Here is a 15,803-nt window from a genome sequence, read left to right as displayed (position 1 = left end):
CATTCTTGTTCGAGCGAGTGCTCGGTAGCCGTCACCCCCGCTTCCGCCGCCAGATGGCACCGATCCCCGCGACCAGATCATACGGGATCGCCGCCGCTTCCCGTGTCCGCATCTTGAGCTGGTAGCGCCGGCTCCCGCCATGCGGAACATGGATCGCGCTCGCGGGCATGCCGAGCATCGCGAACAGCATGCGGATACGCGGCTGGTGATAGCCGTCGGTGCAGATCATGCACTGCGCGTACTTCCCCGCACGCGCGAATGCGGTCGCGGCGACGACGCTCTGCAACGTATCCACGCTGGCCTCGTCGAGATGGATCCGCGACGGATCGACCGTTTCCGCCAGCACGCCGGCCATCACCGATGCTTCCGAAGGCCCATGCGTCCCCTTCGCACCCGAGCAGAACAGGTCCGCATCGACATACCGCGCCGCCGCCGCGGCCGCGAACGCGATGCGCCGCGCGAGCGTCGGGCTAGGGCTGCCGTCGGGACGAACGGCCGCACCGAACACCACGATCAGGCGTCGGGAGGGTGGTGGCGAGGGCGGACTGTCGGTCAGAACTGATGCCCCGTACGATTGCGCTTGGTCGCAAGATACTGCGCGTTGTGCGGGTTCGAGGGCAGGAAATGCGGCACGCGCTCGATCACCGTCACGCCCGCCGCCTCCAGCCCGGCTACCTTGGCCGGATTGTTCGTCAGCAAGCGCACCTCGCGCTGCCCGAGCAGATTCAGCATCCGCGCCGCCACCCCGAAATCCCGCGCATCGACCGCAAAGCCAAGCCGCGTGTTCGCGTCGACCGTGTCGAATCCCTGGTCCTGCAACGCATAGGCGCGCAGCTTGTTGACCAGCCCGATCCCGCGCCCCTCCTGCCGCAGATAGAGCAGGATGCCCCAGCCGCTGTGCTGGATCGCGTGGATCGCAGCGTGCAACTGCGGCCCGCAATCGCATTTGAGACTGCCGAGCACGTCGCCCGTCAGGCACTCGCTATGCAAGCGGACCAGCGGCGGCTGGCCGTTGGGCTGGCCGATCAGCAGCGCGATATGCTCGTCCGCGCTCTCGGGTGATCGGAAGGCAACGATCTCCGCGTCCTCGGCACCTTCGACCGGCAACCGCGCACGCGCCGCCAGCGTCAGGCGGTTCGCATCCTCATGTGCGTCGATATCGGCGTGCGTGATCGAGACTTCGGGTTCGCCGGTGCCGAGGAAGAAGGCCGGCAATAGCCCGGCGATCCGCGCCAGCCGCAACGCAGCCGCAGCCGCATCGGGATCGGCCAACGCGACCGTATGGAACGGCCCCTTCATCGGGGTAGCCAGGTCGAACTGCGGATCGGCCAGCGCGGTCGCTGCGGCAAAATCGATCCACGGCGCGCGATCGACCAGTACCGGCTCGGTCGGATCGGCCGCCGCCAACTGGTTCGCCAGCTTCAACGTCGCCGCGCGCCCCGACGAGATCAGGACGCCGCCATTCCCGTCGGGGTCGAACGCCGCCAACCGGTCAGCATCCGCCGTCTCGACCGCCAGCAGCACCAGCCCGTCGATCGCGATCGGCCAGCCACGCCGCAACGCATCGACCGCACGCGCCGCTGCGCGCGGGTTCAAAACGCGAACTCGGTCATGATCGGCACATGGTCGGACGGCTTCAGCCAGCTCCGGCAGCGCTCATAGACATGATGCGACACCGCGGCTTCGGCGGCAGAACCGGTCGCCCACATATGATCTAGCCGCCGGCCACGGTCCGACGCTTCCCAGTCCTTCGCGCGGTAACTCCACCAGGTGAACAGTCGCGCGGGCGCAGGATGAAAGCGGCGGCCGAGATCGACCCAGTCGCCCGCCGCCTGCAACCGGCCGAGCGCCTCGACCTCGATTGGCGTGTGGCTGACGACGTCGAGCAACTGCTTGTGGCTCCACACATCCGATTCGAGCGGCGCGATGTTGAAGTCGCCGACGAGAATGGTGGGTCCGGCTAGCGTTTCCGACCAGGTCGTCATCCGTTCGATGAAATCGAGCTTCTGGCCGAACTTCGGGTTGACCTCGCGGTCGGGCACGTCGCCACCGGCCGGGACGTAGACGTTCTCGAGGCGTACGCCGTTTGCGAGCCGTACGCCGATATGACGAGCCTCGCTGTTCGCCTGCCAGTCGAACCGGTCGTCCTCGACCAAGGGCACGCGGCTGAGGATCGCGACACCGTGGTGCATGCGCTGGCCGTGCAGGACGATGTGCTCGTAGCCGAGCGCGCGGAACGCCTCCAACGGGAAGTCGCCGTCGATGACCTTGGTCTCCTGCAGGCACAGGATGTCGGGTTGCTCGTCACGCAGGAACTGCTCGACGATGGCGATCCGGAAACGGACCGAGTTGATGTTCCAGGAGACGATCTTCACGGCCGCGATGTAGCGTTGCGGGGGGGGCGGGACAAGGAAGCGGGTTGCGACTTCGGAAGAAGGGAGAAGGCGCCACGGGCAAAGCCCATGTTGTTGAACGGGCCCTGAGAAGAGTGGGGCCCGCCGGCCGCGCTTGAGCGAGTCATTCAGACGCAGTCTTCTGCTGCTCTACGCGAAAGACCCCCGCTCCGGGGGCGTGGAGCGAGGGCCAACTCAGCGTTCGTCACGCAGGCAGACTGTGGGGAAACCATCCGGGCAACAGGGGGAAAAATCCCGAATGCCTCACGTCCGCGAGCCACCCTCTAGGGACCGAAACCTGTCGCTTGCATGAATGACGCGAAAGTTATGTTACTTTCTTCCACCCGTTCGCCGTGGATCGTTCCAGCGGAAGGTGTTGTCGCTGACCGCTTCGCCGAACTTCTGGTTGGTCAGGCGGATCGTCGTCCGGTTGTTCTGGCTGTCGAGCGCGACCCAGCCTTGCAGCATCAGCCCGCCCGGTGCGGATGCGTTGCGGACGAACACCAGCGTGATCCGGCCATATTCGGGATGCTTGGGATCGTTAGCCTCGACCGACACGATCCGCTGGTCATAGCCGGGGACGAGCTTGGCATAGCGCGTGATGTCGCGGGTCGGGTCGAGCAGCACGCCCAGCGGCGAGTTCTTGATCGGCCAGCGCTGCACCTGCTTCACCGAATAATCGATGAAGGTCAGCGCGCCGCCTTCCGCGACGATCAGGATCGGCACGCCCTTCTCGTACTGGAAGCGCAGCTTGCCGGGCTTCTTCAGCGTCAGCACGCCGGTCAGCACCTTGCCGTTGCGATCGGCCTGCGAGAAATTCGCGGTCATCGTCTCGACCGACTGGAGGTGCTTCTGCACGGCAGCGAGGTCGCCGGTGGCCTGTGCGGCGATCGGCGCGGGTACGGCAGCGACCGATAGGGCGGCGATCGTCGCGATCGCCGCGGGGCGGGTATTGAACATCGAAATCTCCTTGGACCGCGGACAATTGCCGCCCCGCGCTTGAACCGCCACTGAATTCGACGAGTTCCGTTACAGGGTAATCGCCGCCTTCATCCCGAGCACGCCGACGTCGTTGGCGTCATGCACGCCGCCCGGGTTGTGGATGAACTGCACGTTCGGACGGAGTTCGAGCCACCGCGTCGGATGCACGCTGTAGTAGATCTCCGACGCGTATTCCGCACCTTGCACGGCAGGACGCGTCGGATCGAGTTCCTGCCCCTTCGCGACGCGCCCGTTCACGTTGGTCCGCGCGACGCCGAATCCGAGGATGTCCTCCGGCCGCCACGGGACCAGCCCCTTGTAGAACAGCCCCGCCGCGATCTGGTTGTCGGTCGTCGAGGTCGCGCGATCGGCCTGCGTCGCGTTGAGGAACACGCTGAGCCCGGTAACCGACTTGCCGTCCTTCGACGTGCCGGTGATCTGTTGCTGGAGATTGAAATACACGCCGTAGCGGGCGCTGCGGCGGAGCGGTGCGAGCCCCGTGATCGTGATCGGCTGGCGGTTCACGTCGTAGAACACGTCGTCGCCGTTCGACGTGTTGACCCAGCCGCCGACCTTGTACGCACCGACCCGGCCGTCGTCGTTACCACGATGCCATTCGGCTTCGACCGGTACGAGCACGCCGGTCGCGCCGTGAAAATGGCCGATCACGAAATCGTTATCGAGATTGCGCGGGTTCACTTCGTAGACGCCGGCCTTGAATGTCAGCTGCTCGTTCCGATCGTAGCGGAGCCGCGCGCCCCATTGCCCGACCGGCCAGTTCTGCCAGTAATCGCCGACCAGATTGCCCGGCTGCGCGCCGCAGAAGCTGAGGTTCTGGAAATAGCAGGAGAAGACCGCGAAATCCTCGCCGGGATTGGTGCGGCCGATCTTCAATTCGAGCTTTTCGCCCAGCTTCTGCTCGTACCAGAATTGCGTCAGGCGCAGAGTCTGGCCGCGGCCGTACACTTCCTGCACCTGTTGCAGCACGCCCAGATTGGCATCCGCACCCAGATCGCGACCACGCCGATAGGTGAGGGTGGCCTGGAATGCGCCGCCTTGGAGCCCGATCACCTTGTCGAGATCGAGCAGCATGCCGACGTCGAACTGCCCCGTCTCGCGCAGCAGCTTCCGGTCGCCGCCTGCAAAATTATACCCGCTTTCCGACGCATAACGCGCGCTGACGCCGATCCCGCGCTCGGTCAGACGTTTGCGGATATCGAACCAGTCGGCGAACAGCCCGGGTGGCGGGGTACGCTGCGTATCGGCGGTCAGTGCCGAGGGCGACAGATCGCTGTCGCGGCGGACGCCGGCGCGGGGACGGTGCTGCGTGTCGGTGGTGGAGCTGCCGGGGGTCTGTTTAGGCGCCTCCTGCGCGCCGGCTATACCCGGGATGGTCAGTGCCAAAGCCGCCGCACAGAACCGCCGATACCCCATCACGTCCACCTGTTTTTCGTAACCTGTACCAGCCCCGTATACCGGGCCTCGACCGTCCGAAACCCTCCGGAAGAGTGAAGGCGGGATTACAGGAATCCTCCCCCGCCAGGGGGAGGTAGCTGGCACTTGCCAGACGGAGGGCGCGGAAAGGGATCACCATCGTTCCGTGTCCTCCCCCTCCGTCACCTGCGGTGCCACCTCCCTCTGGCGGGGGAGGATCGTTAGATCGACGCTAGATCGCATGCCCTTCGGTATCGCGCAGCACTTCGCGGCGGCCGACATGATCCGGGCGACCGACGATGCCGTCCTTCTCCATCCGCTCGATCAACCGCGCGGCCGAATTATACCCGATCCGCAACTGCCGCTGGAGCCACGAGGTCGACGCCTTCTGCGACTCGCAGACCAGCTGGATCGCCTGGCGATATTGCTGATCCTCGGCCGAATCCTCTCCGGTCGGCGAACCCTCCAAGGCGAAGCTCTCCTCCGGCTCCTCGGTCACCGACGAGATGTAATCCGGCAGCCCCTGCGAGCGCCAGTGATCCGCCACCAGCCGCACTTCGTCGTCGGTCACGAACGGCCCGTGCACACGGACGATGCCCTTGCCGCCGGGCATGTAGAGCATGTCGCCCTTGCCCAGCAGCTGCTCGGCGCCCTGCTCGCCGAGAATGGTCCGCGAATCGATCTTCGACGTGACGTGGAAGCTGATCCGCGTCGGCAGATTGGCCTTGATGACGCCGGTGATGACGTCGACCGACGGGCGCTGCGTCGCCATAATCAGGTGGATGCCCGCCGCGCGCGCCTTCTGCGCGAGCCGCTGGATGAGGAACTCGACCTCCTTGCCCGCGGTCATCATCAGATCGGCGAGCTCGTCGACGATCACCACGATCTGCGGCAGCACGTCGTATTCGAGCTTTTCCTCCTCGTACATCGGCGCGCCGGTGTCCGGGTGATACCCCGTCTGCACCTTCCGCCCGAGCGGCTGCCCCTTGGCCTTCGCGCCGCGCACCTTGTCGTTGAACCCGGCCAAGCTGCGCACGCCCACGGAGGACATCTGGCGATAGCGATCCTCCATCGTCTCGACCGCCCATTTCAGCGCGCGTACCGCCTTTGCAGGGTCGGTCACGACCGGCGACAACAGATGCGGAATGTCGTCGTACATGCTCAGTTCGAGCATCTTCGGATCGATCATGATCATCCGGCACTGGTTCGGCGTCAGCTTGTATAGCAGCGACAGGATCATGCTGTTCAGCCCGACCGACTTGCCCGAGCCGGTGGTGCCCGCGACCAGCAGATGCGGCATCGGCGCGAGATCGGCGATCACCGAATCGCCCGCGATGTTCTTGCCGAGAATGATCGGCAACTGCGCCGACTGGTCCTCGAACGTCTGGCTGCCGACGAGTTCGTGCAGAGATACCGCCTCGCGCCGCGCATTCGGCAGCTCGATACCGATCACGTTGCGCCCTGGGATCACCGCGACACGCGCGGAAATCGCGGACATGTTGCGCGCGATATCGTCGGCCAGCGCGATCACCCGGCTCGCCTTGACGCCGGGAGCAGGCTCCAGCTCGTACATCGTCACGACCGGACCCGGCCGCACTTCGATGATCGATCCGGTCACCTTGAAATCGTCGAGCACGTTCTCGAGCAACCGCGCGTTGCGTTCCAGCCCCGCCTTGTCGATCACATTGCCCTGGCTGGGCGGCGACGGCGTCAGCAGGTCGAGACTCGGCAGCGTGAAATTGTCGCGCAGGTCGAGCGACGACTGGCGCTCCTTGGGCTTGGCCTGCGACGGCGCGCTCTGGCGGTCGGCGATGACGGGGGCAGGGCGCGGGTCCGGCTCGGCAATCGCGCGTGGCTCGACCGGCTTGCGGGTCAGCGTCAGCGGTTCGTCGTCTTCGTCGATCTCCGCAAAGCCGTCATAACCGAGCGCCTCGGTGCGATTGCGGCGGGGGAAGCGCCATTTGCGCTCGCCGAGATCGATCTCGATGCTCTTGCCCCACACGATCGCGCCCGCGATCGCCGCGATCAGCCCGACCGCGCGGCCGGACCACAGCTCGGCGACCGGCTGGCCGATGAAGCTCAGCCCCCAATGCACCGCGCTCGCGACCGACAAGCCGATCACCCCGCCCCAGCCGGCGGGCAACGCCAGCACCGAAGACCCGGACACGAACGCCAGCGCGCTCGCCATCAACGCGACGCCGATCGCGGCCCCGCGCAACATCCGCCCCCAGCGTCCCAGCGGCAGGTCGCGCCACAGCCGCATCCCCAGGATCGGCCCGATCGGCAGCAACAATGCGACCGCCGGCCCGAACAGGGTGAGCGCGATATCGGCGAACCAGGCGCCCGGCGGCCCGACCAGATTGTCCGGATATCCGCCCGATGCAGTGTTCAACGCCGCGTCGCTCGGGTGATAGCTCGCCAGCGCCAGCGCCATCAGCAGCGTGCCGACGAACAACGCGATCGCCGCGATCAGCGCGCCGCTGCGCACCGCCCCCGCCTTCACCGTCTCACGCCACAAGGCTGGCTGCGCGCGGCTGGCCATGACCCGTAATCTCCAGTTGCAGTATAATGCGGAAATGCATCGTCCTCGGCAGGCGCAACGTCAAGGTAACCACGCGACAACACGGGTTAAGCTGCGTCCGGATCGGCGTTGGCAGCGACCGGCTGGCGGGATAAAGCGGCCTTATGGACACAGATGTAATCATCCTCGGTGGCGGGCTGGTCGGCGCGACGCTCGCCGTGGCGCTCGACGTGCACGGCATTTCGACGATCGTGATCGACCCCGCCGACCCCGCGGTGACGCTGGCGCCGGGCTTCGACGGCCGCGCCTCGGCCGTCGCGAGCGCGAGCCACCGCATGCTCGACGCGATCGGCATCGGCGCGACGCTGGCGGGGCAGGGCTGCGCGATCCGCCAGATCCGCGTCAGCGACGGACTCGAGCCGGGCAAGCTCGATTTCGTCCCCGACGCCGACGATGGCGCGCTCGGCACGATGTACGAGAACAAGCTGCTCCGCCGCACGCTGTTCGACGCCGCGACCGCCGCGCCGCATGTCGACCTCCGCATGAAGACGCGCGCGACCTCAATCGACCGCGCCGAATCGGGCGTCACCGTCACGCTCGAGTCCGGCGATATTGTCCGCGCACCGCTTCTGATCGCCGCGGAGGGCCGCAACTCGCCGACCCGCGAGGCTGCCGGCATCACGATCGCGCGCTGGTCGTACGAGCACACCGCGATCATCGCCGCATTCCACCACGAACGCCCGCATGAGGACGTCGCGTACGAGATCTTCTATGCGAGCGGCCCGTTCGCGCTGCTCCCGCTCCCCGACGACGCCGACGGCCACCGCTCCGCGATCGTCTGGACGGTCGACGCGAAGAACGCCCCCGGTATGCTCAAGCTCGGCGACCGCGCATTCCTCGCCGAAGCGGAAAAGAGCATGGGCGGCTTCCTCGGCAAGCTGTCGATGGCCACGCCGCGCTCGTCCTATCCGCTCGGCTTCCACCACGCCGCGCGGATCACCGACACGCGGCTCGCGCTGGTCGGCGACGCCGGCCACGGCATCCACCCGATCGCCGGGCAGGGCCTCAACCTCGGCTTCCGCGACGTCGCGACGCTCGTCGAAGTGCTGGTCGAGGGCAAGCGCCTCGGCCTCGACCTCGGCGACGCCGCGTTGCTCGCGCGCTACCAGCGCTGGCGCGGGCTCGACACGTTCATGACTGCCGCTGCCACCGACACGCTCACCCGCCTGTTCGGTCTCCCCGGCAAGACCGCCAGCGCCGTCCGCCGGTTCGGCATCAGCGCGGTCAACGCGATCCCGCCGCTCAAGGACCGCTTCATGGCCGAGGCGCGGGGCGAATCGGGTGATTTACCAAAGCTGCTTCAGGGGATGACGGTCTAGGTCGGTTCGACGTCCAAGATTGCTGATCCACCCAACTGCTGAATTGCCGGTCAGCCCGAAACAGGTCAGCATACCCCGCATCGACAAGCGCCTCCCCGGCGGAGGCCGGGGTCCAGGTGGGGAACGGTGGTAACGACGGACAGTCCTTCATTACACCGGCCTTCCCACCTGGACCCCGGCCTCAGCCGGGGAGGTAAGCACTCGGAGCGTGGACCACCGAACAAGTCTGAGGTGCCGGAAGGTCGGCAAAATCTCGATCGAGACGAGCGAGAACGCAACGCCGAGCCGTGTTAGTGAAAGCGTGATGACCACCATGTCGGCCTCTGAACACCACACAGACCCCATGCCCGCATTCGAAACCTTCGAGCACCAACTCGCCGCGCTGATCCGCTGGCGCCGCGACGTCCGGCATTTTCGGCGCGATCCGATCGACCCCACGCTACTGTCCAGCCTGCTCGATCTAGCGAACCTCGCGCCGTCGGTAGGCCTCAGCCAGCCATGGCGCTTCGTCACGGTCGACGATCCCGACCGTCGCGCCGAGGTCCGCGCAACCTTCGCCGCCTGCAACGCGCAGGCACTTGCGGCGCAGTCGCCGACGCGCGCCGACCGGTACGCGCGGTTGAAGCTCGCGGGCCTCGACGACGCACCCTGCCATCTCGCGGTCTTCGTCGACCCCGACCCGCAACAGGGCCATGGCCTGGGCCGACAGACGATGCCCGAAACCGCAGCCTATTCGGCGGTCATGGCGCTCCACACCTTATGGCTGGCGGCGCGCTGCGTCGGCCTCGGGCTCGGCTGGGTCTCGATCCTCGATGCCGACCGCGTCCGCGCTGCGCTCGACCTTCCCGAAAACTGGCACCTGATCGGCTATGTCTGCATCGGCTATCCGGCGGTCGACAGCGACACGCCCGAACTGGAACGCGAAGGCTGGGAGCGCCGGCAACCGATCGAGGTCACCCGGCGCTAGGCCAAATCATGCAGCGTTAAGCCTTGAGTCGTTCGATCTGCCGGTCGTGAACGCGCGACAATACGAGCAGCGCGAGCGATGCACCGACAAGGCACATCAGCATATCCCACTGCGTATCCCATGCGTCGCCTTGCGTTCCCAGGAAAGCATCCGCGCCCTGGCCCAGCGACACTGCGGCACCAAACTCGATCAATTCGTACAACGCGCTGACGCTGAGACAATAGGCCAGCACGGTAACGGCCAATAGTCGCGGCGCGGTGATCGCTCCGGTCCGCACCAGAACTTCCCGCAGCACGATCGCGGGCACGAAGCCCTGCATCAAATGGCCGAACCGATCATACGGATTGCGCGTGAGATGCAGCATGTCCTGGACCGCGAAACCAATCGGTACGCGGGCGTAGGTGTACGCGCCGCCGATCATCAGGACGAGGCCATGCAGCGCGATCATCAGCAGCGCCAAGTCGGTGAAGACGAACCGGCGTCGCAGCGCGATCAGTATCGGAAATGCGATCAGGACGGGCGCGATCTCCATCCACCACGTCGCGCGATCGAACGGCGCCCAGCCCGACGCGACCAGCCCAACTCCCCAAACCGCGCCGAGACTCCAGAGGCGGCGGTCGGTCGATGGCATCAGTCGGATACGCGCCCATCGAGCTGCCGTGCTTCCTCCACCAGCATCACCGGGACGCCGTCTTTGATCGGATAGGCCAATCCTGCAGCGTCCGAGACGAGTTCCTGCGCGGCCTCGTCATAGCGCAGCGGTGTACGAGTCGCGGGGCAAACCAGGCGTTCGAGTAGCCACGGATCCAGCGTACTCACTGCAACGTCACCGATTCGTCGCCGTCATGCCGGCCGAAGAACTGCATCAGCTGGATGATCAGTTCGGCGCGCTGTTCGATATCCGGTGCCTCGAGCAACGCCTGCTTCGCGGCCGCATCGAACGGCGCGATCTGCGCGATGCCGTTGACGAGGCTCTCGTCGTCGAGCCGCCCGACCGCATCCCAATCGACCGCATAGCCCTGCATGTCCGCGAACCGACGCGATTCCAGTTCCAGCGACGAGCGTCGCCCCAGCGACAGCGAATCGTCCTCGATCAACGGCAGCAACTCCGCCTCGACCTGACGGAACGCGGTCGTCACGTCCAACTCGCGGACGATCCGGAACAGCGCGATGCCCTCGAGCACGACGTTGTAGCGCCCGTCGTCGAGCGCCTCGACCTCGGCGATCTTGCCGACGCAGCCGATGTCGTACAGCGCGTCCGCGTCATCATGCGGTCCGCCCCGCGGCTGGATCATCCCGATCCGCCGGTCGCGCGCCATCGCATCGCTGATCATCGCCCGATAGCGCGGCTCGAACATGTGCAGCGGCAGGTGCATGCCCGGGAACAACAGCGCCCCCGGCAGCGGGAAGATCGACAGACGCGTAGTAGCGCGCGGGGGGGCGGACTCGATGGTCATCCGAACAGGATCGCAGACAGACGCCGCCGCTGTCCAGAGACCCATGGGTCTTCGAGCCCGACGACCTCGAACAATTTCAGCAACTGCGCGCGTGCCGCGCCCTCGTTCCAGTCGCGCTCGGTGGCGATGATGCCGAGGAACGTGTCCGCGGCGGCATCGCGGTCGTTCGCCGCCATCTGGCCGTTGGCGAGCGCGAACCGGGCGTCGAGGTCATCGGGATTGGCCTCGACTGCGGCGATCAGCGGCGACAGGTCGGCGACCGGGGGCGCCGACTGCGCGAGCGCGAGCGCGGCCTGCGCGCGGGTGATCGCCGGATCCTTGGCGATCGCCGGATCGAGGTTCGCCAGCCAGTCGCTCGCCTCGTCGAACTGCCCGGTCGCGACCAGCGCGCGGACGAACCCGGCATGGACCGCGGGATGCTCGGGTGCGATCTCGGCGATCTCGCGGAAAATGCCGAGCGCGCGCTCGCCGTCGCCCTCGGCCAGCGCCGCTTCGCCCACCGCGATCAACGGCTCGATATCGGGCGCCGCGTCCGTCGCGTCCGCCTCGATCGGCAGCTGCTTGAGCAACTGGTCGAGGATCACGCGCAGCTGCGATTCGGTCCGCGCGCTGGTCATGTCGGCGACCAGCTGGCCCTGGAACATCGCATAGACGGTCGGGATCGACTTGATCTGGAATTGCGCGGCGATGAACTGGTTCTTGTCGGTATCGACCTTGGCCAGCACGACGCCCTTGTCGGCATAATCGGTGGCGACCTTTTCCAGCGTCGGCGTCAACGCCTTGCACGGCCCGCACCATTCCGCCCAGAAATCGATGATCACGAGCTTCGTCATCGACGGTTCGACGACATCGCGACGGAACGCCTCGACGGCATCCTTCTCCGCGGGGGACATTCCAAGCGTGGCCAAGTTCAACTCCCGTGTAATTCTTGCGCGCTATCTGGGGGGCGCTTGCGGCGAATGCCACCTCTGCAGCGTACCTCTAGAGCATCGCGCTCGCAATTCCACGTGGCGGCGGCGGCGTTGAAGCGACCGGTGGTCATTGGTCCGTCATCCCAAACCCGTCATCCCAAGCCCGTCACCCCCAAGCCCGTCGCCCCCAAGCCCGTCGCCCCCAAGCCCGTCGCCCCCAAGCCCGTCGCCCCCAAGCCCGTCGCCCCCAAGCCCGTCGCCCCCAAGCCCGTCGCCCCCAAGCCCGTCGCCCCAGCGAAAGCTGGGGTATCCCCGTGAGGCGCTGGTCGCGTTCCACGTGAGTTACCCCAGCTTTCGCTGGGGTAACGGGCCTGGGCTTCGAGACGGGATCGGGATCCGAGACGGGATTGGAATTAATGAAAGTCGCGCGACTTGGGCAGCACGCGCACATCCCGAGGATGCGTCGCCCGCGGATGATGCGCCCGGGCATCCGGGCTCCGCGTCAGCACCGGGCGGATCACCTCGTCGACCCGCGCGAGCGGCGGCTCCAGCGCATGATCCTCCGACAACAGCCGCAGCATCTCGGTGCGGTCCTGCACCCGCGACGTCATCAGGTGCGTCACGCCTTCCTCGCTGCGCTGGATCACGCCCTCCAGCACCATCAGTCGCGACGCCATCACCGCGCGGCGGTTCGCCTCGAAATCGCGTGCCCACATCAGCCCGTTGGTGACCCCGGTCTCGTCCTCGATCGTCACGAAGATCGCATTGCCCTTGCCCGGCCGCTGGCGGACCAGCACGACCCCCGCCACCTTCGCGCGCCGCCCGTCCTTGGTCGCATTGGCCTGCGCGCTCGACAGGATTCCCTCGGCGGCGAAGCGTTCGCGCAGGAACGCCATCGGATGCCCCTTCAACGACAGTCGCGTCGTCTGGTAATCCGCCGCCACCTGCTCGGACAGCGGCATCGCCGGCAGATGCGCGTCGGGCTCCTGGCCGAGCTCGGGAACCTCGGCAGCCGCGAACAGTGCGAGTTGCTTGGGCGGCGTCCGACGCACATCCCACAACGCTTCGCGGCGCTCCTTCGCGACCGATCGAAACGCGTCCGCATCGGCGAGCAGGTTCATCGCCCGCTGCGGCAGGGTCGCCCGCCGCGCCAGGTCCTCGATCCCGGCAAACGGCCCGCCCGCCCGCGCCGCGACGATCGCCTCCGCCCAGTCCTTGCGAAACCCGTCCACCTGCCGAAACCCGAGCCGCAGATCCGCGCCCAAGGCCTCGAGCGAGCTATCCCACGTGCTCGCATTCACATCGACCGGCAGCACGGTCACGCCGTGCTCGACAGCATCGCGCACCAGTTGCGCCGGCGCGTAAAACCCCATCGGCTGCGAATTGAGCAATGCGCAGCAGAACACCGCCGGATGAAAGCATTTGATCCACGACGACACATACACCAGCCGCGCGAACGACAGCGCATGGCTCTCCGGGAAACCATACGACCCAAACCCCTCGATCTGCTTGAAACAGCGCTCGGCAAAGTCCGCCTGATAGCCGCGCGCGACCATGCCGCCGACCAGCTTGGCCTGGAAATTATTCATTCCCCCGACCTTGCGAAACGTCGCCATCGACTTTCGCAGTTCATTGGCCTCGTCAGGGGTAAACTTCGCCGCGACGATCGCCAGCTTCATGGCCTGTTCCTGGAACAGCGGCACGCCGTACGTCTCTCCCAGCAGAACCTCGAGTTCGTCGCTTCGGCCATGCTCGGGCGATGGCGAGGGATACACTACCACCTCCTTTTTCGCCCTCCGCCGAAGATACGGATGCACCATGTCGCCTTCGATCGGCCCGGGCCGGACGATCGCCACCTGGACCACCAGATCGTACAGTTTCCGCGGTCGCAATCGCGGCAGCATGTTGATCTGTGCGCGGCTCTCGACCTGGAACACGCCAATGCTGTCGCCATCGCACAGCATGTCATAGACCTTCGAATTCTCGTCGTTGGCGATCGTCTTCAATTCATGGTCGCCAAGCCCATGCTGCCGCATCAGGTCGAAGCTCTTGCGGATGCACGTCAGCATACCGAGCGCGAGAATGTCGACCTTCATCAGGCCGAGGCAATCGATATCGTCCTTGTCCCATTCGATGAACGTACGGTCCTCCATCGCGCCGTTATGGATCGGCACAATCTCGTCGAGCCGACCTTGCGTGAGCACGAAGCCGCCGACATGCTGCGATAGGTGACGCGGAAATTCGAGCAGCCGCTCGACCATGTCCTGCAACCGGGCAACTTCCGGATTGGCGACGTCGAACCCCGTTTCGGCAAAGCGGCGTTCCGGGAAACGGTTCGAAAAGCTGCCCCACACCGTGCTGGTCAGGCGCTGCGTGACGTCTTCGGTAAAGCCCAGCGCCTTGCCGACCTCGCGCACGGTGCTGCGCGAGCGGAAGTGGATGACGGTGGCGGCGATCGCTGCGCGTTCCCGACCGTAGCGGCGGTAGATATACTGCATCACCTCTTCGCGCCGCTCATGCTCGAAATCGACGTCGATATCGGGCGGTTCGCTACGTTCGGCGGAGACGAAGCGCGAGAAGAGCAGGTCGTGCTTCATCGGATCCACCGACGTAACGCCGAGCACATAGCATACCACCGAGTTGGCGGCGGAACCGCGTCCCTGGCACAGGATCGGCGGATCGACGCTGCGTGCGAACCGGACGACGTCATGGACCGTCAGGAAATAATAGGCGTATCCGCATTGCCGGATCAGCGCGAACTCCTCGCGCAACGACGCGATCAGCTTGTCGGGGACGTAGCCCTCATAATGATCGATCGCCGATTGCCAGGCGAGATGCTCAAGCCACTCCTGCGGTTTCCAACCTTTGGGCACGGGCTCGTGCGGATATTCGTATTTGAGTTCGTCGAGTGTGAAGGCGATTCGCGCCAGCAGCTTTGCCGCTTCGTCGATCGCATGCGGTCGGTCGCGGTAAAGATGCGCGATGTCGTCGACCCCCTTCAGATGGCGCTCGCCATTGGCACCGAGGCGTTTGCCGGCACGCTGGATCGTCGTTCCCTCGCGGATGCAGGTGACGACGTCATGAAGCGAGCGATCGTCCGCCACCGCATAGCGCACGTCGTTGGTCGCCAGGATCGGGACGCGCGCCTTGGTCGCGATCCGGGCAAGCCGGGTCTGACGCCGCCGATCGCGACCGCCGTGCGGCATCGTTACGCCAAGCCACACCGATCGCCGCGCCAGCGGGCGGAGCGCGACAAGTGTGGCATCAAGACTGGCATCGTTGCGCTTGGGAAGTACGAAATCCTTGTGCGCAACCACCGGGCGGGCGGTGCATTCCGGCATGACGATCAACAAAATCTCACCCAGATGCGCGACCAGATCGTCGAAGCCGAGGATGCAGCCACCTTTCTCGGCGCGCCGGTTGCCTAGTGTCAGCAGTCGCGTCAGCCGTCCCCATCCAGCCCGGGTTGCGGGATACGCGACGATGTCCGGCGTACCGTCGGCGAATACGAGACGCGCGCCGACCACTAGTTTGAAATCGAACGGCGGCAGCTTCGCGCCGAGTTGACCCCGTTTTGCGCGTTCCAGTGCATCATAAGCGCGGACCACGCCGGCAACCGTATTGCGATCGGCGATGCCGATACCGGCCAGTTTCAATTCGATTGCGCGGCCGACGATGTCGCTCGGATGGCTGGCACCGTCGAGGAACGAGTAGTTGGTCGCCGCCACGAGTTCGGCGAACCCAGTCATGACGCTGGCGT

The 15,803-nt window shown here is 66.0% G+C and carries 13 protein-coding genes; 2 read left to right on the top strand and 11 right to left on the bottom strand.

Annotated features, from left to right (window positions below):
* Nucleotides 1–31 precede the first annotated feature (31 nt).
* From U1737_RS11705 to U1737_RS11680, 6 genes are all read right to left on the bottom strand, one after another.
* Nucleotides 32–511 (bottom strand): YdcF family protein, encoded by a 480-nt coding sequence (locus U1737_RS11705; protein ID WP_248524276.1) that lies wholly within the window; start codon nucleotides 509–511, stop codon nucleotides 32–34.
* Nucleotides 512–552: 41 nt separating this feature from the next.
* On the bottom strand, nucleotides 553–1,596 hold the full coding sequence (ribA, locus tag U1737_RS11700; protein WP_332796910.1) for a GTP cyclohydrolase II: 1,044 nt from the start codon (nucleotides 1,594–1,596) through the stop codon (nucleotides 553–555).
* Nucleotides 1,593–2,375 carry an exodeoxyribonuclease III gene (locus U1737_RS11695; RefSeq protein WP_248524280.1) on the bottom strand — a complete coding sequence of 261 codons (783 nt, stop codon included), beginning with the start codon at nucleotides 2,373–2,375 and terminating at the stop codon, nucleotides 1,593–1,595. Before U1737_RS11695 ends, ribA begins: the two co-directional genes overlap by 4 nt.
* A gap of 348 nt (nucleotides 2,376–2,723) precedes the next feature.
* Complete coding sequence (locus U1737_RS11690; RefSeq protein ID WP_332796909.1) at nucleotides 2,724–3,353, bottom strand: LolA family protein; 630 nt, start codon at nucleotides 3,351–3,353, stop codon at nucleotides 2,724–2,726.
* Between the two features lie 69 nt (nucleotides 3,354–3,422).
* A complete protein-coding gene (locus U1737_RS11685; RefSeq protein ID WP_332797094.1) occupies nucleotides 3,423–4,808 on the bottom strand; it encodes a carbohydrate porin in 1,386 nt (461 codons plus the stop codon).
* 232 nt (nucleotides 4,809–5,040) lie between these two features.
* Nucleotides 5,041–7,350, bottom strand: a complete 2,310-nt coding sequence (locus U1737_RS11680) for a DNA translocase FtsK (RefSeq protein WP_332796908.1) — start codon at nucleotides 7,348–7,350, stop codon at nucleotides 5,041–5,043.
* Between the two features lie 143 nt (nucleotides 7,351–7,493).
* On the opposite strand from U1737_RS11680, the gene U1737_RS11675 reads away from it, so the two are divergent.
* Both U1737_RS11675 and bluB read left to right on the top strand, forming a co-directional pair.
* Nucleotides 7,494–8,708, top strand: a complete 1,215-nt coding sequence (locus U1737_RS11675; protein ID WP_332796907.1) for a UbiH/UbiF/VisC/COQ6 family ubiquinone biosynthesis hydroxylase — start codon at nucleotides 7,494–7,496, stop codon at nucleotides 8,706–8,708.
* A 343-nt stretch (nucleotides 8,709–9,051) separates the two neighbouring features.
* Nucleotides 9,052–9,675 (top strand): 5,6-dimethylbenzimidazole synthase, encoded by a 624-nt coding sequence (gene bluB / locus U1737_RS11670; protein WP_332796906.1) that lies wholly within the window; start codon nucleotides 9,052–9,054, stop codon nucleotides 9,673–9,675.
* A 16-nt stretch (nucleotides 9,676–9,691) separates the two neighbouring features.
* Here bluB and U1737_RS11665 read toward each other — a convergent pair whose 3' ends face one another.
* The 5 genes from U1737_RS11665 to U1737_RS11645 all read right to left on the bottom strand — a co-directional run bounded on the left by U1737_RS11665 (nucleotide 9,692) and on the right by U1737_RS11645 (nucleotide 15,792).
* Nucleotides 9,692–10,306: a DUF2238 domain-containing protein gene (locus U1737_RS11665; RefSeq protein WP_332796905.1), complete on the bottom strand. Its 615-nt coding sequence runs from the start codon at nucleotides 10,304–10,306 to the stop codon at nucleotides 9,692–9,694.
* The gene (locus U1737_RS11660; protein ID WP_248524293.1) at nucleotides 10,306–10,494 is read right to left on the bottom strand and encodes a Trm112 family protein; all 189 of its coding nucleotides are present in this window, start codon (nucleotides 10,492–10,494) and stop codon (nucleotides 10,306–10,308) included. Before U1737_RS11660 ends, U1737_RS11665 begins: the two co-directional genes overlap by 1 nt.
* Complete coding sequence (locus U1737_RS11655) at nucleotides 10,491–11,132, bottom strand: LON peptidase substrate-binding domain-containing protein (RefSeq protein ID WP_332796904.1); 642 nt, start codon at nucleotides 11,130–11,132, stop codon at nucleotides 10,491–10,493. Before U1737_RS11655 ends, U1737_RS11660 begins: the two co-directional genes overlap by 4 nt.
* The gene (locus U1737_RS11650; protein ID WP_332797093.1) at nucleotides 11,129–12,025 is read right to left on the bottom strand and encodes a tetratricopeptide repeat protein; all 897 of its coding nucleotides are present in this window, start codon (nucleotides 12,023–12,025) and stop codon (nucleotides 11,129–11,131) included. The genes U1737_RS11655 and U1737_RS11650 overlap by 4 nt, the downstream gene beginning before the upstream one ends.
* Nucleotides 12,026–12,456: 431 nt before the next feature.
* Nucleotides 12,457–15,792, bottom strand: coding sequence for an error-prone DNA polymerase (locus U1737_RS11645; RefSeq protein ID WP_332796903.1), 3,336 nt, complete (start codon nucleotides 15,790–15,792; stop codon nucleotides 12,457–12,459).
* Nucleotides 15,793–15,803: the final 11 nt, after the last annotated feature.

This window comes from Sphingomonas fucosidasi, from assembly GCF_036663855.1.
GTDB classification, from domain to species: domain Bacteria; phylum Pseudomonadota; class Alphaproteobacteria; order Sphingomonadales; family Sphingomonadaceae; genus Sphingomonas; species Sphingomonas faeni_B.
This window is presented reverse-complemented; position numbering and strand designations above follow the sequence as displayed.

Coding starts and splice junctions, on each gene's coding strand:
- U1737_RS11680 (WP_332796908.1), bottom strand. CDS start 7,350: ATGGCCAGCCGCGCGCAGCCAGCCTTGTGGCGTGAGACGGTGAAGGCG.
- U1737_RS11690 (WP_332796909.1), bottom strand. CDS start 3,353: ATGTTCAATACCCGCCCCGCGGCGATCGCGACGATCGCCGCCCTATCG.
- U1737_RS11665 (WP_332796905.1), bottom strand. CDS start 10,306: ATGCCATCGACCGACCGCCGCCTCTGGAGTCTCGGCGCGGTTTGGGGA.
- U1737_RS11650 (WP_332797093.1), bottom strand. CDS start 12,025: ATGTCCCCCGCGGAGAAGGATGCCGTCGAGGCGTTCCGTCGCGATGTC.
- U1737_RS11655 (WP_332796904.1), bottom strand. CDS start 11,132: ATGACCATCGAGTCCGCCCCCCCGCGCGCTACTACGCGTCTGTCGATC.
- U1737_RS11675 (WP_332796907.1), top strand. CDS start 7,494: ATGGACACAGATGTAATCATCCTCGGTGGCGGGCTGGTCGGCGCGACG.
- bluB (WP_332796906.1), top strand. CDS start 9,052: ATGCCCGCATTCGAAACCTTCGAGCACCAACTCGCCGCGCTGATCCGC.
- U1737_RS11645 (WP_332796903.1), bottom strand. CDS start 15,792: ATGACTGGGTTCGCCGAACTCGTGGCGGCGACCAACTACTCGTTCCTC.
- U1737_RS11685 (WP_332797094.1), bottom strand. CDS start 4,808: ATGGGGTATCGGCGGTTCTGTGCGGCGGCTTTGGCACTGACCATCCCG.